Below are 18,821 nucleotides of genomic sequence, written 5' to 3' on the forward strand. Positions count from 1 at the left end.
TCAGCCCCCCTGCCCACGCAGCCGCACCGGCAGCGCGCGGAACGTCCTAAGGAACTCGGAGGGCTCCCGGGTCGGCGGCTCGGCCAATGCCAGCGTGGGGAAGCGCGCCTGGATCCGCGGCAGGCTCTCGGCCAACTGCACCCTGGCCAGTTGCGCACCGACGCAGAAGCGGATGCCGTGGCCGAAGCTCAGCATGATCTTTCCGTCCGTCGACATGCCGGGACTGGTGCCGTAGAACCGCGCGGGATCAAAGCGGTCGGGATCGGCGAAGGCGTCCGGGTCGCGATTGCCGGCCGCGATCAGCACGCGCACGTCCGCGTTCTTCGGGATCACCACGCCGCCCAATTCGATGTCGCGCTGGGCGATCCGCATAGTGGTGCTGAACATGACGGGCGAATCGCGGCGCAGGACTTCTTCGACGAATGCCTGCACCCCCACGGCGTCTCCCTGAAGCCAGTGCCGCTGTTCGGGATACGCTAGCATCGCCAACACCGCATGGTCGATGGTCGCAGCAGTGGTTGAGAAGCCGCCCAGCAGCATGCCCCAAAGCATGCTGATCAACTCCGCATCCGACAGCGTGTCGGCATCGTCGTCGTGTGCGCCGACCAGCATCGACACGACGTCGTGGCGGGGATCGGTGCGCTTACGCTGTATGAGGTCCCCGAAGTAGGCCTGCACCCTGGCGCTGGCCGCGTCCGCCGCGGCGAGCTGGGGGTCGCTGGCGTGCGGGCCCAGGCCTTTCAGAATGGGGTCGATGACGGCGGCGAGCCCGAACATGTCGTCCTGGGGCATGCCGAACAGTTCGGCCAAGACCAGCATGGGCAAGGCCAGCGCGAATTCCCGATGCAGGTCCACCGGCTCCCCGCGCTCCAGCGCGGGCGCCATGCCGTCCAGGCGCGCTGCGACGATGCGCGCGATGCTCGGCCGCAGGTTTTCGATCTGGCGCATGGTGAAATCGCGCGAGATCAGCCGGCGCAGACGCGTATGCGCCGGTGGGTCCTTCATCGCTATTGTAGACGCCAGCAGATTGAGTGACCGGCTGGTCGCCGCACGCGGAAAATAGCGCGCCAGTTCGCCCGGCGCTGGTGCCCGAAACGCATCGCCCGTGGCCTTGAGCGCCCAGTAAATATCGGCGTGGCGGCTCAATAGAAAGAGGCCCGACGCCGCGCGATGCACCGGATCGTGCTCGCGCAACCACCGCATAAACGGATATGGGTCGTGGGTGCGCGCTGGCGACGCCAGTTCGGCGAAGGCGTCCCGGCATGCTGCCGTGGTTTCTTGCACGTCCATCTTCCTTACCTGTTGGCTGGCTGATCCGACCGGCGCGCGCCAGGCGCTCGGGCAAACTGCTGAGAACATCGGGGCGATTTCGCCGAGGCCCCCTTCCCATAGAATGCTGTCTGATGCGGATTTGACATTTTGCTTTTCTTTCTTCGTTCCATCGATCGCGGTGTCATTCACGAAATGAAGGTCGGTCGGCGGCTCCCGGCTCGCAACGAAGGAGCTTCAAAACTCGTGCCAATTTGGCCGACCCAGCAGAAGGAAAAGATTGTGATTGCTTTCAGCGGATTAGCCTGAGGCCAGACAAGAGCTCGCGAACTAGGCCAGTGTCGCGGACCAACAAAGGCGACAGAACAGTGTCGGATAGTCGTCAGACGCCAGACTGGCGACACCTTCTTTATCAGTTCTCCTGAATGACGATTCCAGTTGCTGGAATATATGCGGCCTCTCGCAAGTGGACTGCTGTTGCAGGCAGGCCATAATGAGATCCGCGCACACGCGTTCCCAATGAAGGTTTGGGGCACGAAGCCCGCTTTTTTGCACAGGGCTTACGGTATGCTGATCCACTGTTTCGTCATCACTATCGCGAACCTTGCAATCGAGCCAGAAGCGTCAGGCAAAGGCGGGATCTCTGCCTTCGTCGCCACGCATCTGCTCGAAGCGCTAACAAAGACAGTGCTCCAGATCGACTTCAGGTCCGTCGCGATGTCCGGGACTGTTAGCATTCTTGCTCTTCGGGGGAGCGCTCCACGTCGATCTCGCAACCTTGGTAAGCCGCGCCGTGCCCCCAATCGAGCTTGCCACCTTCGCCACGATCACGTCGACGTTTATCCTTGGCTTTCTATTTTGGCAGCACGCTGGTCTCCTTGGTTAGTCGCTGCCGCTGTCTTTGGCGCTCGTGTCTGGCGGCCTCATCAGCCTGACCGATCCGGTGGCGGTCATGGGTACGCTCAAAATGTAAAGGCACCTGAAGTCTCGAGGTCGAGATGCAGGGCGAGTCACTCTTCAACGAGGTGTCGGCATTGTCGTTTTCACGATCCTGCTGGCCTTCGCCGCCGGCGGTCCATGCGAGGTCGCGGCCCGATTCGGCAAGTGCCGGCTTCACGCCAGAACAGGTCGGATCTGGGAGTTCCCTACCAGCTTGTATCTGACAACTCACTCGTCGATCTCGACGGAGAAAGCTGAATCAACCAGGTGGTGTGTGGGTCTGACAGTTTGTTGGGCACACCCGGGCGCAGGCGCTGCAGCCGATGCAAGCGCCTTCGTCCTTCAGCACCATGACCTTCTTTTCGAGCTCATCGTCGTCCTCATCGAGATCGATGATCTCGCCACCCTCGCTTAGCCCCTTCAGCGTCATGACCTCACGGCCGCAGATCTTGTAGCAGCGGCCGCAGCCGATACACTTGTTGGGATCGATAGAAACCAGGTAGTCCGGCCTCCAATTGCGACCGTCGCGGGTCCTGAATGACATGGCTAACCGTCCGCTATGTTTTGTCCAGCGCCTCGAGATATTGGCGCTTGCTTTCGAGCTCGCTGAAGGCAGCGTGGGCCTTCTGGGCCACGCTCAGGATCGACGACCAGTTGACCGGCAGCTCCTCGGAGAGGTCGTGGAGGTCCATCTTGGCCTGGGTCGCCTTGGCCGACAGCTTCTTTATTTCCGCTTTCAGAGTTTCGATATCGCTCACACTTGCCTCAACAACTCGCCACTTCCGGGAACTTACGGATCATCTCAACGCCACTGTTGACGAATTTGTCGCCTTGATTGGCGAGATCAGAGAGATGGTCGAAACCAAAGCGATGCACGTCGCGCAGCTGCTTGCTCACGACAACGAGCCGGCCGCCGATCAGCACGATCCGACCGAACCCTTCGTGATGCATCTTCAGCATTGGCGAGATCATCACACCGGTTGCCTTCTCGATAGAGAGCGCAACGGCGTCGAAGAACAGCTCCAGCCGCCATGTCGTGTCCGGGTCGGGATTGCCGACGATCGGCAGCGCACGGCGCTTGCGCTTGTCGAGAACGTAGGGTTCGAGCAGTTCAAGATCCTTTTTGCCCTCCCAGGCGCCGTGGGTGTCGTGGGCGCGCCAGATCTTGATGAGCTCTTTCAGAAATGGCCATTCCGCGGCGGCGGCGGCTGGAGTGACTTCAGACGGATCGGCCATCTTTATTCCTTCAGGCTTCGAAATCCACCGTACGTTCCCGGCTTTTGGTGAGCAGCTTCCGCAGCCAGGGCGGCGGCGACCCCTTCAGCACGGTTTCGAGTTTGACGCAAAGGTCGTGGATGGGCTCTGGCTGCAGCACCTTCATCGGATGGATGTTCCTGGCGACGACTCGCGCAGCACCCGAGCCGCCAATCGCCGCAACATAGAGGATTGCGCACTCCCTGATCGCCTCGATCTTCGGCGCGAGCTTATCCTCATTGCCGTCTTCGGTGAGGTCACCGTCGAATTGGATCGCCTCGATAAACCGATGCCCGTCCGGGCCGACCTCGTAGATCACGATGTTCTTGGCCCAGCCGAAGTGGGCATCGACGTGCTTCAAGTCCTGAGTGGCGAATGCAACTTTCATCCGGGTTGTTTTCTCTCCCTGCTCAATGCAACTGGGGTGGATGGACCTGTGGGCCGCCGCAGCTTGATCGCCAGGTGTCGGGCGTCGGCCCATGGTTCGCTTCGCGGTCGGTGATGATCAGATTGGCGATGTCAAAGATCAGATCGCGCGTGCCGCGATAGCCAACCATCGTGAGGTGCGCAGCGCCAAGGCGATCGAACATCGGAAAGCCTACCCGGAAGAACGGGACATTGAGTCGCGAAGCGGCCTGGCGACCATGTGAATGCGACATCAAGAGGTCGCAGTCACGCGACCTGGCAAGCTCTTCAAGGTCCTCCAGATCGCCGATCAGGACGTCCTCGGTCCTGACCCGCTGGAGCACCGGTGAGTTCGTCGTCGTCACCGCAGCACTTACCTGTGCGCCCATCTCGTGGAGCAAGCTGGAGAGATCGAATAATAAGTCCGGCTCGGCGCCGATCGCGAGCTTGCGGCCGCCGATATGGAAATGTGCATCCAGCATGGCGTCTGCCAGCTGTCCACGCTGCCGGCGATATTTCCAGGGCACCGACCGGCCGCTGATCTGGCTCAGAAAGGCGATGAATTCGTCATTTGGGATAAGGCCACAGAGCCGCTCGAACAGGCGGAACGGCGCGCCTGTCCGCACCTGCATGGCCTCGGCCGCACGGCGCATCTGCGCGCCGATCGCGATCGTCCAGGCCGCCTGCCCCATGGTCGCAATCTCGTCCACTCCAATGCCCCCGATCGTGGTGGGCGTGAATTCGTCGGGGATGTGACCGTCCAGCGAACCGGCGACGTCCGGCAGGAACGAGGGCTTGAGCCCAAAATCCTCAAAAATCGTGCGCAGCTCGTCGAGATCGCCGGGCGTGAGGTGGCATCCAGGTAGCACGTTGACGCGGGAGATATCGCGCGGTCTCGCCGTCTCGACGGGAGCCACAAGCATCTCGATCATCCGCGCCACTGTCTTGCCCCAGCCATCCTGAAAGGCATCCTTGAAATCCGGGGTCGAGACGTAGACGAGGGGGAGCTTTTCGAGCTTCGGATGCTTCTGTCGGATCAACCGGATGAAGGCTTCGACGTCATCGCCGTTGGTCTCGGTGACGCCAGTCGAATTGATACCAATGATCTCAGGCTCGAGCCGATTGTAGATGTTGAGGATCGCCTGTTCGAGATTCTCGTGGCCACCGAGCACGGTGGCAACCTCGCTCATGGCCGTCGTCTGCATCGGCACGCCTTCATTGAAATGGCGCACGAACAGCGTTAGCCCGAAGGAGGTGCAACCTTGCGGACCGTGCAAAAGCGGCATCGCGCCGCGCAGTCCCAGGAAGGCAAATGAGCCGCCGATCGGCTGGCTCATTTTGAGCGGATTGACCGAACAGGCTTTCTTCGAGGTAGTGACGATCGCCATGCCGTTCCCCTACTCCGCCGCCTGCAGCGCAGGGGGCTGCAAATCGGAACGAATGTCCTTACAAGCAACGCACCGTGCGGTGGAATTGGTGCATGGCTTGGCGAGGTTCAGGCCATGCGCCGCAATCGCGCTCTTGCCACCGCTGGCCTCATTTTCATTGGAGAGACTTATCGTATTGACGCCGTTCTTGCTCGCGTCTCGAACTGGATCAGCGGCTTGCGCATACATCTGCGCAAACGTCCTTGCCTGACGCATTCGGTCGAACTCATCCCATGGCGCGGCTTGGCGGAGCTGATCCCATATCGGATTGTAGAGCGCTTTCTCGATCTCCTCCATGAGTTTGACAATGCCGATATAGCCCATATAGGCGTGGCAGCGCTCCTGGTTGATATCGAGCCACGGCATCGCCGCCTTTAGTGCGACGAATTGCGACTTGCCGCCCGAGAGCATGATGTCGGCTTTTGCGTCCTTTAGCATCTTGTAGATCTCGCGAGGTGACATGTCCTCGATCATGTGGGCGTGCTGGCCCATTAACTCCTTGATACGTTCCTTGTCCTTCTTGGTCGATTTCTTCACGGACGTGCCGACGATCTCGAGCCCGGCCTCTTGCAAAGCGGACACCATCGACCAGGATTTCACGCCACCGGTGATGAGAACAACCCTCTTTGCGGCAAAGCGTGGCTTGAAACGTTCAATCGCAGCCCAGGCTTTGGTCTCTTCGCGTGCGATCAGGGCTTGCGTGCGTTCCATCAGCTCGGCCGGCGCGCCGCGTTCGATCAGCATGCGCGCGATCTGGCGTAGTGAATCGCTGGAATCCTCAATACCGTAGAATGAGCCTTCAAAAAACGGGATGCCGTAGCGCTGCCTCATCTTGCGTGCGACGTTGATCATTGCCTTTGAGCAGACCATCATCGCGGCTTTGGCTCGGTGCGAATAAGCCACCTCGCGATACTTGCCGTCCCCCGAGATGCACGACAGGATCCGGATTCCGAGCTCATCGAGCAGCGGCTTGACCTGCCAGAGCTCGCCGGACAGGTTGTATTCGCCGATGATGTTGATGTCATAAGCAGTGGTGTAATCGGGCTCTCTAGTACCAATGACGTGCTCCAGCAGTGCTTCGCCTGCGAGCTTGTTGCCAAGGTTCTTCGACCCCACAAATCCCGGTGCATTGATGGGAATGACCGGTTTGCCAAGTTTGGCGGACGCTGCCTTGCAGACCGCATCGATGTCGTCACCGATCATTGCGGGCACGCATGTCTGGTAGACGAAGATGGCCTGCGGGTCGTATTTCTCTGTGATCTCCTTGACTGCCCTGTACAGCCGCTTCTCGCCGCCGAACACGATGTCGGTCTCGCTCATGTCCGTGGTGAAGCTTCTGCGCCACAGATCGGAGCCGGAGGAGGCGGAACCGCGATTGTCCCAAGAATTGCCCTCACAGGCGATTGGACCATGCACAAGATGGGCGACGTCGGTGAAGGGCTGCAGTGCGACTTTGGCGCCATCGAAGGCACACCCACCGGCGACGCCGCCCGGCTTCAGCTGCTTGGTGCATCCATTCTTGCGCTCGACGTTCGACTTGCTCGCATTCCTGGCGCAGCCCGGTTCGTTAAAGACGTCCTGTATGGTCGTGGGAAGCGAAGTCATGGTGTCTCTTTCGGGGATGTCAAGACATTCGCACAGACCAAGAGGATGGCCCGGCGGAAAACCCGGGATCCCCGCCACAGCGCCGCTGTTCCTGCGGACGATGAGGCGGGGCGCTCGCCTCAACGTATGATGTCGAAGCTGTAGTCTGTCTTGCCAACCGAGCTGGTTTTTCTATCGATCTCATCAAAGATCTTGTCGAGAATCTTGACCAGCACATTCATGCTACCCTGATAGCCCCACACTGGATAACGATGGTGATGATGGCGATCGAAGATGGGAAACCCGATGCGGATTAGCGGCGTTCCAGTGTCACGCTCGAGATACTTGCCGTAGGTGTTACCGATCAGGAAATCGACTGGTTCTGTGAACAGGAGCGAACGCATGTGCCAGAGATCCTTGCCCGGGAAGGCGCGGCAGTTTCTACCGAACGGCGAGCTCGCGAACAGCGCCTGCATCTTCTGCTCCCAGCCCTTACTTCCGTTGGTCGAAAGCACGTGCGTCGGCTCAGCGCCAAGCTCCAGCAAGAATGCGGCAAGGCCATAGCAGAGGTCGGGATCGCCGTAGATCGCGAACTTCTTGCCGTGAACATGCGCGCTAGAGTCAGCCATTGCGTCTACCAGACGCCCGCGCTCCCGCTCCAGCGCATTGGGAATTGCCTTGTTGGTGATACGCGACAGCGTCATCAGGAAATCGTCCGTGGCGCTGACACCCAGAGGGTGATTGAAGGAGACGACCTCCTGGTCGTGCCCCTTGATGAAGGGCAACGTCTTCTCCGTACAATATTGCTGCATGGAAATGGTTGCCTTCGCATGGACTGCGTTCGCGGCATCCTTTAGTGTCGTGCCGCCATCATACATGCGGAACTCGCCGTCGGTGGGGGTATCGAACACATCACTGTTATCCGCGAGGATCGTGTAGCCGATCCCCATCAGCTCGAAGATGCGCTTTATCTCACGGATGTTTCCGACAGTGTAGCCGTCGAAGCCACCGATGAAGTTGATCCAGTTGTTCGCCTTGCGCTGGAGTTTAGGCGCCGTGCCGGCTTTGCCATCCCAGAAATGCTCGAGGATGCCCTTGAGCGCGTTGTCGTAGCCCGTAATGTGACTACCGACGAATGCAGGAGTGTGAGCGAATGGTACGTCGTAGTCCGCGGGGACTGAACCTTTTTCCTTTGATGTTTTGATGAAGGCGTTGAGGTCGTCGCCAATGACTTCCGCCATGCAGGTCGTGGCGACCGCGATCATCTTCGGCTTGTACATGTTGTAGCTGTTGGCAAGCCCGTCGGTCAGGTTGTTGAGCCCCCCGAACACAGCCGCGTCTTCCGTCATAGACGAGGAGACGCACGAAGTCGGCTCCTTGAAGTGCCGCGACAAATGGCTGCGATAATACGCGACGCAACCCTGGGAGCCGTGGACGAACGGCAGTGTGCGCTCGAACCCGAGCGCGGCGAAAACCGCACCTAGCGGCTGGCAAGCCTTCGCCGGATTGACGGTTAGCGCCTCGCGGGCGAAGTTCTTCTCGCGGTATTCGGGCGTCTTGGACCACTCTCCGATACGGTCGACTTCGGCGGGATCGTGCGGATTCTCAAATAGCGCCTTCTTATTGGCCAGCATCTGCTGGTATTCGTCTCCCCGGAAAAGCTCAGAGTGGTCGAGGATGTGTTCGGCGTTCTGTGTCATCATGGCACTCTTCAGGTTCTTGTGTTCGTTCTCCTGCCCTTCCCTCCTCTGCGGAAGAAAGGGCCCGAGCGTCGGCTTTCCTATTCCGCCGCCATGAGGCTCGGCCGCGGAGCGTCCTTCCAAGGTGCGGTGGTCTTCCCCCAGATCGGGGAGTTGATTGCCATGTCCATGTCTCGGGCGAAGATCGCGAAGCCGTCATAACCGTGGTAAGGACCCGAGTAGTCCCAGGAATGCATTTGGCGGAACGGCACGCCCATCTTTTGGAAGACGTATTTTTCCTTGATACCGGAGCCGACGAGGTCGGGCCGGATCTTTTCGACGAAGCGCTCGAATTCGTAGCCGGTGACATCGTCGTAGATCAGCGTGCCGTCCTTGACGTAGTGCTGGGCGGTGCGCTGATAGTCGTCGTTGTGACCGAACTCATAGCCTGTGCCGACAACATCCATGCCGAGGTCCTCATACGCGCCGATGACGTGGCGAGGACGTAGGCCGCCCACGAACAGCATTACAGTCTTGCCATCGAGCCGCGGCCGGTACTTCGCGGTCACCGCATCGACCAGCGGCTGATATTTCGCGATGACGCGCTCGGCGCCCTCCTTGATCTTATCATCGAAGAAGCTTGCAATTTTGCGCAGCGACTCCGCGATTTTGGAAGGCCCGAAGAAGTTGTACTCGCACCAGGGAATCCCGAATTTTTCCTCCATGTGCCGTGAGATGTAGTTCATCGAGCGATAGCAATGCAATATGTTGAGCTTCGCTTTCGGCGTCGCCTCCAATTCAGCGAGAGATCCATCCCCGGACCACTGGGCGATGACGCGCAGACCCATTTCTTCGAGCAGGATCCGTGACGACCAGGCGTCGCCGCCGATGTTGTAGTCACCGATGATGGCGACGTCATATGCGGTCGGCTGAAATTTAGAGCTGGCTTCTGGGGCGCTCTTGTCGAAGATCCAATCTCGAATGGCGTCGTTCGCGATGTGATGGCCGAGCGATTGTGACACGCCACGAAAACCCTCGCACCGCACAGGCACGATGGTTTTGCCGCCATATTCCTTTGACTTTTCTCTGGAGACTGCCTCGATATCGTCACCGATCAAACCAATCGGACATTCGGACTGAATGGTAATGCCCCTGCTGAGAGGAAACAGCTCCTGTAGCTCGTCGATGAGTTTGGTGACCTTTTTATCTCCGCCGAACACGATATCCTTTTCCTGGAAATCGGAAGTGAACTGCAGTGTCACGAACGTGTCGATGCCGGTCGTGCCGACGTAGTAGTTGCGCCGCGAGCCCCATGAGTACTGACCACAGCCGACCGGACCGTGGCTAATGTGGATCATGTCCTTGATCGGCCCCCAGACCACGCCCTTGGAGCCCGCGTAGGCGCAGCCGCGGATGGTCATTACGCCCGGAATGGACTTGATATTCGACTTGACGCCACAATCGGACTTCCCCGCCTCGTGAACACTCAGATGCTTGGCGCGCCTTTTGGCGGTCTTCTCTGGGTAGACCTTCAACACCTCATCGATTAGCTGCTTGTTGCGCGCCTTGATCTCTGCGACGCTCTCGGTAGTTGCTCGGCTCATACAAATTTCCTTTCGATTGTCGTCTCAAATGAAGAAGCGGCGCTTTTCCGGTAGACCGACGGATTTCCGATCCGGCGTTGAGGTGTAAAGCGTGCAATCTCGCTGGCCGGTCCTACCGGACGCAACTCCGCGGGGTTCTGGATCATGCCGCAGCGATCGATCAGAATGTTGCAGCTCATCTCCGCTAAGCGCTTGCGAGCGCCATGTGTGACGCTGTTGATTTGTCGACGGAATCGCTGACCAAGACGCGTCTCGGTGATGTCATGCCTGCCCTCCAGCCTTGGTCATATCGGCTTCTTTACTCGCTCGCGTGCCATCAGGGGCGGCCTGCCCCTCTGCATGTCGATGCAAAGGGCTAACAGCCGCCTGTTGCGCAGGGGTTTGCAACGAGTGTGCCAGCGCTGGTTGAACACGAAAAACCCACGTCTGTAGAGCTAGATAGCTGGCAGGATGCGGATGTTATAAACCCGACCCTACGTGGCACCGACAGGCGTGCCCGCTAACGCTCTGTCTGAAACAAAACAATCACTTGCGCTCTCCGCCAGCGAGATAGGTAGAGTCTTCCCGCGCGCCGGCGTCACTCCGGTGCGCAGCTTTGCTTGGCGCCCCATCGAGCGATCGATCGCAAACACGATCGGCTCGAGAGAGTTCAGCGCACGTAGATGCGCCCATGGTGTTTGCGATCGATACTGAGCAAGTGATGTTGAGCGTTGCAGCACCTCTTCTGGATGACTAAGAGAACTCAGTTGTCAGCAGAAGGCGTTGTTTCACTTACAGGCGATCTTTCGCTTCGCTCGTCATTCCAGTTGATCTCTCGTGGAGACGCGCTCTAAGTGGCGACACCCGATCTCGTGGAGAGCATTGGGGCTGATCGATTCTCAACCCGCGATAGCCTTAAAGGCGCAAGCTCCTGGCCCTTGCTCATTCGGGGTAAAGAGGTCGTCGTTCTGCGTCATTCGGCAGCCCAGTTGCAGCTCGCTTCAGCATCTCGGGAAGGCACGCCCCGACGCAATTCGGCGCTTGGATCGCTCGCCCGTCGACTTTTTTCTAACGCCGCTTGCGGGAGCGTGACGCGGTGAGCCGACGCCGGCACGCGGCACCGAGTGCAGCGACAACGAGGCCTGTCTGATGATGAGCGCGAGGCGCTGCTCCCACTACAGACGGACACCACTAGAGCGGCTCGATCAGCGCGGGCTGCCCTCAAATTCGCGTTGAGCGTTCATCCTCCGTCAATGAAGCTTCGCATATTCTCCGTTCGGCAAATAGGGCCCGTGGATAGCCTACTTTTATCTACTTCCCGGCGCGACATTGATGCTTTCCAGCCTTAGGGCCAACGGCATGGGGCAAAACAAACCCGCCGGCTGGACGGCGGGGGCCTGAAGCGAGCATGATGGGTCCGAGATCTACGGAGCGGCTCGGCTGCTCATCGTCCGGCCGATGTTGCGGAGGTTGAGATTACACCGAGGGCGAGCCAGCGCTGCATTCCGGCGTCATCCTTCTACCAGCATCGATTGAAGCCGTTTCGCCGCTTAACCACGCTGATGCGTCCAGCGCGTGCGCCATTCTTGGCATCGCGGAACCAGCGCTTCTTCTGTTCGCGCTTGCGCTCAGGGCTTTTGCTCGGTCGATTGGGGATGCATACCCCCCAATGCTCTCGCAGCGGCCTCGTTCTGGCAGAGTAGAATCCGGCGTCAGTCGCCACCAGCCGCGGCACGCCCCCTGGTAGGTGCGATGGCCGTGATCAACAGATCGCCATTGCGCCGCCGGACATAGAGTTAGTCGACAATCTTGCAGCTTGATCATTTTGCCGAACTCATTGGGCTTGCCGGCTTGTCCTTACGGATGATCTCGGGCCGGCGGCTCGAACACGCTGAGAACCTTATCTTCCACATGAGTGTCGCCGTGGAAGATGCGCGCCCAGGCTCTCGACGGATCACCCGCAGCACCAGCGGCAACATCCGATCGAGCTCCGCGCGGAGTCCCCTCCAGTGCGATCTGCTGCAGAATGTCCGTCGCCCTCTTCACTCCTTTGGATATTTCTGCGCTTGCGGAAATAAAGCGTAAGACACGAGTCACTTCCAAAAAAGAGATTCTGGCCAATCTATGAACTCCAATTCGAAGCTACGTAGGCCAGTAAGTTTGGTGGTGAATTTAAGGGTCTTCCCTGAAAGGGCTGCTAATGAGCCAGATGCGAACTTGAATACTGTCGTGCCGGAAGTTGCGACCGCAATGCCTTGCTCCCCTTCCATGCTAGAGAAGCCGGTCGCCTCGGAGAGTTGCCCAATTGCAACTCCCTCCAGCGCGCGGTGAAATTCCAGAGACGCTAGGTACGTTCCTTTATCAGCAGCCCACTCGCTGACCGACACTGCTGTAATCCCCGCGTCACGCGAGAGACCATCCGCGATCTGGCAGCCATATTGAACCGTGAGAATGACCCGCTCGCTCCGAACTCCGACCGGCTCTCGATCGGCGGCAGTGATCGTGCACGCGTACCGCCTTGTGTCCGCAACCGCGCTCGCGCTTAGCCCGAGCAGCTCGAGAGCGGAACATAATGCAAAAGCGATAGCGGCTCTTCTCATTCGGCTACACCTAGTCTGGAGTATCGTTCGCCTGCTCTGTACAATCTGACGCTACGGCCGATTCAAGCTTCTTCGATCGCTCTGTCGGATGAAAGCTACTCATGGTGACCGCGGTTTCGCAGAAACGGCGCAATCGGTGTCCCCCAGCCGTGGTCCTGGATGGCGGGCCCGAACGGTTTCATTATCGGCGCTCACCGCGGGCCAGCACATCGGTGAAAAGGCTGAGGACCGACGCATTTCAGCTCGGCGGCGGCCATGATGGCGCGGCGGTCCGCGGCGACGGAGCCTACGTTTCTGACGCAGGCGCATGCGTTCTATGAGCCGACGCCATTTTGCGCGCCAATGACCTGCGGCTCCCGAATTTTGCTTGACAGTGTCAATGTAAAAGGAAACGTGGTCGCTAGGAGCCGTTCAAAGGCAGATTGCCGCTCAAGCAGGCGATCTTCGAGAACCTTACGCTCGAGATCACTCAGCTCGCTTTTAAGCCTTCTTCGACAGCGCCAAATGTCATTCCGCACGTGTCGGATCTCATTCAATCGATCGTCAATCGAAGCCATCGCCGACGCCATATCTAACTTGAACCAGCCATGGACAACTGGTCAATCACGTCCTCAGTAAGACGCGGATGAGATCTCACGACTTGGCCATCTGCGGACAGGATGTAAAGATCTCCTACCAACATGTCCTCTTGTACGGAAGTCTTTCAACGCAAGAGCACGAAGTGACCATTGCTTCTGCAGAAGTTCAGCGATTTTTGCGACCAGCGCGCAGGATTTCAAAAGCTGCCACTCGGCCGTGAGTGGGTCGAAATGGTTATCTTATCCCAACCCACACGCGGCCCGATCAGGTGTCAGGCCGGCACTTCAGCTGGTGTCGAATGGGAATATCCGAGTAAATCGGACGGTCGTACCGTCAAACTCTAGTCTAGGTAACAGATTTGAGATGGGCAATTGCTCTGCCAGCGAACCCCAGGTGGGATTCAAGACAAGCCATGTTCAGGCTTCGGGGCTCGTCTGTTACAAACGAGCGCGATTTCGGAGGCGGCGCGCAAAGAGCCGACCCGGATATGAGTCGGCGAGCCTTCGGTCGGCAGGGCGAGGCGAAATCGTGAGCGATGCGCACCGCCGGGCGCCTCGGCTCAGTGTCTCGCCGTAGGCCAGCGTTGATCTTTGTACCGCCGTGCCACGTGTGGCCGGCAAACCTGGCAATCGGATCTCATCCCAAACTTTCTGTGCGATGATGTCTAGCCGGGACTGGCGCTTGTCGCATCTGTGACACTGTATGTATTCATCATAGCAGGACATCCGACGTTGTTCGGCAGCCCGGACTCGTTTTGTAACTAAATCAGCAGCTTGCATGTCAGATGCAAGACTGGCATGGGGGTTGCTATTGTCCAGCGGCACCGTGAGCGCTGAGCGCGACCAGCGGTGCAACATGGATAGATCAACCTCGCTGGAGCGTATTGGCCACCCAATCGCTCAATGGAGAACCGATGCGGCCACCGGACAGATTATCCTTTTTCGGCACGCTTATTGTTGTCAGATCGGCCATCATTCCGAAGGTTGAGGCGCTAGTCTGATCTACCAAGGTCGTGATCTAAGCTCAAAGCGAATTCGCGAATCAAATAACGGCTTAAAGCCTCTTGGGCGAACGCCGGCAGCGAGCACCTCGAAATCGAACATTTGATGCAGCCTCGCTTCACAGGATCCGGTGCATGCTGCGCCGGCCCGTTGAGGGAACAGAGTGTGGCATCGCTTTCGACTGTTTCCTTGATATCAATCAGAACTGATGAGGCGGGTGTATGAACAAATCGATCCGGGAGCTTCGGCTTGCGGCTGAAGCATCTGTTTTGGCGATTGGCCTGTTGATGTCGTCAGGAGCTAGCGCGGACGATGATCTGATGAGAGCCGCCAGGCAGATCTTCCATCCGATCCCCTCAGTCATCCCTGCGGTAAAGGACAATCCAGTCACGCATGAAAAGGTCGAGCTTGGCAAAATTCTGTTCTTCGATCCGCGGCTATCGGCAAGCGAGATCATTAGCTGCAATACGTGCCACAATCTCGGCAGCGGCGGAGTCGATGCCGGTCCGACCTCAGTCGGTCACGGCTGGAAGGTCGGCCTACGTCGGGCCCCAACCGTCTACAACGCGGTGTTCAATTCGGCGCAATTCTGGGACGGACGCGCCGCGGACCTCAAGGCGCAAGCAACTGGCCCTGTCCAGGCGAGTGCCGAAATGAATGCGACTCCGGATCATGTGCTCGACACCTTGAACTCAATGGCCAGTTATGTCGTCTTGTTCAAAAATGCTTTCCCGAACGAGGCGAGACCGGTCAGCTTTGAAAACTTTGCGAAGGCAATCGAGGCTTTTGAAGCCACTCTCATCACACCTGCGGCCCCGTTCGATCAGTATTTGGAGGGCAATACACATGCTCTCGATGATCAGCAGAAGTCAGGGTTGGCGCTGTTTATGGAGAAGGGATGCTCCTCTTGCCACAATGGAATCAATGTCGGTGGACAGGCCTACTTCCAGTTCGGCGTGATGAAGAAGCCGGACGCAACCCTGCTTCCGCAAGCCGATAAGGGCCGATTCGCGGTCACCAAGGCGGTCGGCGACGAATATGTCTTCCGCGCTGCGCCGTTGCGGAACGTTGCTTTGCGAGCCCCTTACTTCCATTCGGGCCAGGTTTGGAGCCTGAAGCAAGCTGTTGCCTTGATGAGTGAAATCCAGCTCGGCGCCAAGCTTAGCGATGGGGAAGAAAACGACATTGTCGCGTTCCTGAATTCGCTTACCGGGCGGCTACCTAAGATCGAGTATCCGATACTACCCACTCGGACGAACACGACGCCAAAGCCTTCAATAGACAGATAGGATTAACAGCACCGGCCTCATATCTTGCCGAATGATAACAGATGCGACGCAAGAACCCGGCGTCCCGCAATGACGTTAAAATCAATGATCCCGTGCTGTCACTCATAACCAAGCGATCGGGTAGGAGGAAGCCTCGCGGCTTCCCCCTCCCACACCACCCTACGTACGGACCCGTAAACCGCGGTTAGTCAAGCCCGATTGAGATGGCGGTGCAGTCCAATGAGGAACGACAGACCGAGGTGCACGAAAAAGGCGGCGCGATAAGCGTCGTTCATGTGGCTGGCCCCAGCATTCCACCAGGCCGCGGCCGTTGAAGGCCGACTGCCATGGCCGCTCCGGATCGAGCCCACGTTGCATCAAGCGCTTGGCAGGTGTCCGTGGTCGCTTCCACGGGCGCCAGAGACCCGCCTTGGGGTCGGACGAATAGTCTCGGCCAGCGTTGCGGTGCCGGCTTGCGAACGCGTCCCTCAGCGCTATCAAAAGCCGGTGATCAAGAGAGCGCGCGATTCGCTGTCCACGCCGCGGATGCCCTTGGTCACTAAGACGCGGTCCACGATGGGCCCGAGCAGCTTCTCTATTTTTTTGGCAGACCCTCTCCCACATCTCCGTTACGGCCGCCCAGTGAGCTTCCTGCTCCTCGTGACTCTCAGTGTCCGGCGTCCCGCCAGCCGACACCCGGCGCATGAACTATGGCGACACTCGGGGCGCGGCTCTCGCTATCCGCCCAGACGCGATGGAGTTCGCCTGCCAAGGCCGTTGCCTGGCGGTGGGTCGGATGCACGGGAGCGTCATTGCGGACGGCCTGCCAAACACCCTCGAGATAGGCCACGGCGACTCCATGCGCGACTTCGCTTCGCTGGGCTCTGTGGGTGCGGAGGGAAAATCGAACGGCCTGAGCGCTCTCGCTAGGCGTCACAAAAACGAAATCATCACCGAGCGGAATAGCCAGCTCGATGCCCGCAGCCTTGGCGCGGACGTCCGCTGGAATGCGCCGCACGAATGAAGGAAAGCAAGACCCGTCCGGCGCATCGGCCGAGCAACCCTGAACAGCAATGTTACACCCCATTGTTACACAGTAGGAGCCAGCGCAACACTTTGAAAGAGCATAACTTCTCGAATTGCTGCACATCAAGAAGTTGATGGTGCCCAGGAAAGGATTGGGGTTCGATCCGTCAAGCCATAGCAAAAACAGATACTTACCTCTGCGCCAAGTCCAGCGTTTGTACCACTGGACTGTGCTCGTGTCGACCTGCTCTGATCGCGGAACCATACGCTCTGCTCGCGCGGCGAGACTACGCCTGGAAGAGCGGCTTGGGACAGTCTGGGATGACGAACCCTCGGCTCACTTCGTCCGAACGGCCCTCGCGCCCGCACCTTTCAGGGTCCCAACGATCCTCGCTGACGCGAGGGGAATGCCTCACTGCGACAGGCCCGCGGAAGCTAGCCGAACCTGCTCGGGTCTAAGCGCCGGCTCGCGTCGCGTCTGCGCTGAGGATGCAGCGTTGCTATCGGCATTAACCTCTGACGTCGCGTCACCACTCTTCCGATCGCACGCGAAGCTCGGTCGATAACGCGATGCCCAATCGCTCCCGGGCGCGGTTGGCCTCGAACTCAATGATCGAGAACGACTACGCTCGGTGTTGCCCATTGCGTTCGAAGCCTCCTCCGCCTTCGGCTTGGCGGACGCCGGCCGCCAGGCCGCGTCGCTTCTACCTTGAATGCATCAATCGAAACGTGCGATAGATAAGCCTACAACTTCCTTCAGACGGGTTGCGGGTTTCCATACGGGAGCAGTCCATGAAGCGCGAACTGATTTCGTCCGATCAGGCCGACGGTGCGAATGCCCGCCCGAAGACGAAATGGAGCGTGTCGGGCGCGATCGTCATGGCTCTGGCGATTGCATCGATGAACGTCGCTAAAGCGCAGACGATCGCCGAGACGTCGAACTTCGCGCAGAACGGTGACAAGATACCGACCGGCGCGACCACTAGGTTCTTCGTGCCCGTCTGGACCAGCGGGGACGCAACCAATACTGCTCACCACGAGCTTTTGCATGCCATTGGATTCTCGATCTCCTACGACAAGTTCAAGACGCATGTAGATGGCAGTCGCAATTTTCGGGAGGCGGTAGGTGCTACCGGGACGATCTTGGCTAAACTGACGCCGGCAAATCAGGGGACCCATATCGATCCCGGTGCGGGGACGGTCAACGGCTACGACCAGTCGGAGAGCGTCATGCAACCCAACCGAGTCACCGGACAACGGATGGGCGCTCAAGAGAAATTAGTTGAGGATGCCGCGTTCGACTGGTCTTCTAAGAATATAAACATAACTGTTTCGTATTCGGGCTCATGGACAGCAACGCAGAAGAGTCACATTGAGAATGCCGTCGCTGCGGCGAAGACACTTTTCGGCAGTAACGGTTCCGGCTCGAGGTTTACGTGGACCGTAGAGATCGCGAATTCGATCGTTGCGATGGAGAGACAGAATTTGTCCTCGCTCAAGATCAGTGATCTTGCCAACCAGTTGGGCTCGGGCGCGGCTTCCCAACGTGTCCAAGCGACGGCGGCAATACTTAGCAAAGGCGTCTCTGCGGTCGACGAACTTCTCGCCGCCGGAGCGCAACCGATGTCAGGTCTTAGCCCGCGCCGAATTGACATCCTCTACTCTATTCTGAGTGGGCATCGCGAGGGCCGCTATCGGACCAACAGTTTCGGACTGCATGTCGAACCGGGAACGACGAGGGAGCAGATCGTCTCGATGGGAGAGCGTTACGGTTTCATTCTTCCGAACGACCGTCCGATCGAAACCGCCGACGCGCCGTGCTGCTATGTGACGATCCGCGAGGGAGCCGAGTTGTGGGATGTGGTGGCGCGCGTGTTGGCGAATGAGCCGAGCGTGACTACTGTCAACCTGAACTACATCGAGCCTTAGCCCGTGTCGCGACGCGAAGTAGTCAAGCTCAGATCGAGCCTACTGCGGAAGCGACGATATCAGATTCGGCGCCGCCGACGTTCTCACAGGTGGCGGCCTTGAGGCCGGATGGAACGCTCAAGTGACGTCCAGGTCCAAAGCGCGTTTAGGCGGCGTTGAGTGCGCAAAGCGCCCGAACTTCATTCGCCCGGCACGCGCCCTTGCAGACGATCGCGCGGAGGCGGCTCGCTCATTGCCCACCTGATCTTCCGAGATAGCCGAAGTCGGAGAAAGTCCAT

14 protein-coding genes are annotated in these 18,821 nt (G+C 58.9%); 3 read left to right on the forward strand and 11 right to left on the reverse strand.

Features of this window, described 5'->3' with window-relative positions:
* The 11 genes from IVB50_RS30640 to IVB50_RS30690 all read right to left on the reverse strand — a co-directional run bounded on the left by IVB50_RS30640 (nucleotide 1) and on the right by IVB50_RS30690 (nucleotide 12,527).
* Nucleotides 1-1,290, reverse strand: a complete 1,290-nt coding sequence (locus IVB50_RS30640) for a cytochrome P450 (RefSeq protein ID WP_247299150.1) — start codon at nucleotides 1,288-1,290, stop codon at nucleotides 1-3.
* A gap of 832 nt (nucleotides 1,291-2,122) precedes the next feature.
* Nucleotides 2,123-2,386, reverse strand: coding sequence for a hypothetical protein (locus tag IVB50_RS30645; RefSeq protein WP_247299061.1), 264 nt, complete (start codon nucleotides 2,384-2,386; stop codon nucleotides 2,123-2,125).
* Between the two features lie 81 nt (nucleotides 2,387-2,467).
* Nucleotides 2,468-2,752, reverse strand: a complete 285-nt coding sequence (gene fdxB, locus IVB50_RS30650; RefSeq protein WP_018457679.1) for a ferredoxin III, nif-specific — start codon at nucleotides 2,750-2,752, stop codon at nucleotides 2,468-2,470.
* A gap of 13 nt (nucleotides 2,753-2,765) precedes the next feature.
* On the reverse strand, nucleotides 2,766-2,966 hold the full coding sequence (locus IVB50_RS30655; RefSeq protein ID WP_018457678.1) for a CCE_0567 family metalloprotein: 201 nt from the start codon (nucleotides 2,964-2,966) through the stop codon (nucleotides 2,766-2,768).
* Between the two features lie 7 nt (nucleotides 2,967-2,973).
* Nucleotides 2,974-3,444, reverse strand: a complete 471-nt coding sequence (locus tag IVB50_RS30660; protein ID WP_247299062.1) for a NifX-associated nitrogen fixation protein — start codon at nucleotides 3,442-3,444, stop codon at nucleotides 2,974-2,976.
* 10 nt (nucleotides 3,445-3,454) lie between these two features.
* A complete protein-coding gene (gene nifX / locus IVB50_RS30665; protein ID WP_247299065.1) occupies nucleotides 3,455-3,850 on the reverse strand; it encodes a nitrogen fixation protein NifX in 396 nt (131 codons plus the stop codon).
* 22 nt (nucleotides 3,851-3,872) lie between these two features.
* On the reverse strand, nucleotides 3,873-5,255 hold the full coding sequence (gene nifN, locus IVB50_RS30670; RefSeq protein ID WP_247299067.1) for a nitrogenase iron-molybdenum cofactor biosynthesis protein NifN: 1,383 nt from the start codon (nucleotides 5,253-5,255) through the stop codon (nucleotides 3,873-3,875).
* 9 nt (nucleotides 5,256-5,264) lie between these two features.
* Nucleotides 5,265-6,899 (reverse strand): nitrogenase iron-molybdenum cofactor biosynthesis protein NifE, encoded by a 1,635-nt coding sequence (gene nifE / locus IVB50_RS30675; RefSeq protein ID WP_247299151.1) that lies wholly within the window; start codon nucleotides 6,897-6,899, stop codon nucleotides 5,265-5,267.
* 119 nt (nucleotides 6,900-7,018) lie between these two features.
* Nucleotides 7,019-8,578, reverse strand: coding sequence for a nitrogenase molybdenum-iron protein subunit beta (gene nifK / locus IVB50_RS30680; RefSeq protein WP_247299153.1), 1,560 nt, complete (start codon nucleotides 8,576-8,578; stop codon nucleotides 7,019-7,021).
* Between the two features lie 80 nt (nucleotides 8,579-8,658).
* Entirely contained in the window at nucleotides 8,659-10,161 is a 1,503-nt protein-coding gene (gene nifD, locus IVB50_RS30685) for a nitrogenase molybdenum-iron protein alpha chain (protein ID WP_247299069.1), read from the reverse strand.
* A 2,072-nt stretch (nucleotides 10,162-12,233) separates the two neighbouring features.
* Nucleotides 12,234-12,527 (reverse strand): hypothetical protein, encoded by a 294-nt coding sequence (locus IVB50_RS30690; protein WP_247299071.1) that lies wholly within the window; start codon nucleotides 12,525-12,527, stop codon nucleotides 12,234-12,236.
* Nucleotides 12,528-14,541: 2,014 nt separating this feature from the next.
* On the opposite strand from IVB50_RS30690, the gene IVB50_RS30695 reads away from it, so the two are divergent.
* From IVB50_RS30695 to IVB50_RS30705, 3 genes are all read left to right on the forward strand, one after another.
* The gene (locus IVB50_RS30695) at nucleotides 14,542-15,609 is read left to right on the forward strand and encodes a cytochrome-c peroxidase (protein WP_247299073.1); all 1,068 of its coding nucleotides are present in this window, start codon (nucleotides 14,542-14,544) and stop codon (nucleotides 15,607-15,609) included.
* Between the two features lie 682 nt (nucleotides 15,610-16,291).
* Nucleotides 16,292-16,612: a hypothetical protein gene (locus tag IVB50_RS30700; protein ID WP_247299075.1), complete on the forward strand. Its 321-nt coding sequence runs from the start codon at nucleotides 16,292-16,294 to the stop codon at nucleotides 16,610-16,612.
* 794 nt (nucleotides 16,613-17,406) lie between these two features.
* Nucleotides 17,407-18,543, forward strand: coding sequence for a hypothetical protein (locus IVB50_RS30705; protein WP_247299077.1), 1,137 nt, complete (start codon nucleotides 17,407-17,409; stop codon nucleotides 18,541-18,543).
* Nucleotides 18,544-18,821 lie beyond the last annotated feature (278 nt).

Source organism: Bradyrhizobium sp. 87, from assembly GCF_023073015.1.
Classification (GTDB): Bacteria; Pseudomonadota; Alphaproteobacteria; order Rhizobiales; family Xanthobacteraceae; genus Bradyrhizobium; species Bradyrhizobium canariense_D.

Bases quoted from the DNA above. Each gene is read 5' to 3' on its own strand.
- fdxB (WP_018457679.1), bottom strand. From the start codon at position 2,752: ATGTCATTCAGGACCCGCGACGGTCGCAATTGGAGGCCGGACTACCTG.
- IVB50_RS30705 (WP_247299077.1), top strand. From the start codon at position 17,407: ATGAAGCGCGAACTGATTTCGTCCGATCAGGCCGACGGTGCGAATGCC.
- IVB50_RS30700 (WP_247299075.1), top strand. From the start codon at position 16,292: ATGAACTATGGCGACACTCGGGGCGCGGCTCTCGCTATCCGCCCAGAC.
- nifX (WP_247299065.1), bottom strand. From the start codon at position 3,850: ATGAAAGTTGCATTCGCCACTCAGGACTTGAAGCACGTCGATGCCCAC.
- nifN (WP_247299067.1), bottom strand. From the start codon at position 5,255: ATGGCGATCGTCACTACCTCGAAGAAAGCCTGTTCGGTCAATCCGCTC.
- nifE (WP_247299151.1), bottom strand. From the start codon at position 6,899: ATGACTTCGCTTCCCACGACCATACAGGACGTCTTTAACGAACCGGGC.
- nifD (WP_247299069.1), bottom strand. From the start codon at position 10,161: ATGAGCCGAGCAACTACCGAGAGCGTCGCAGAGATCAAGGCGCGCAAC.
- IVB50_RS30640 (WP_247299150.1), bottom strand. From the start codon at position 1,290: ATGGACGTGCAAGAAACCACGGCAGCATGCCGGGACGCCTTCGCCGAA.
- nifK (WP_247299153.1), bottom strand. From the start codon at position 8,578: ATGACACAGAACGCCGAACACATCCTCGACCACTCTGAGCTTTTCCGG.
- IVB50_RS30695 (WP_247299073.1), top strand. From the start codon at position 14,542: ATGAACAAATCGATCCGGGAGCTTCGGCTTGCGGCTGAAGCATCTGTT.
- IVB50_RS30660 (WP_247299062.1), bottom strand. From the start codon at position 3,444: ATGGCCGATCCGTCTGAAGTCACTCCAGCCGCCGCCGCCGCGGAATGG.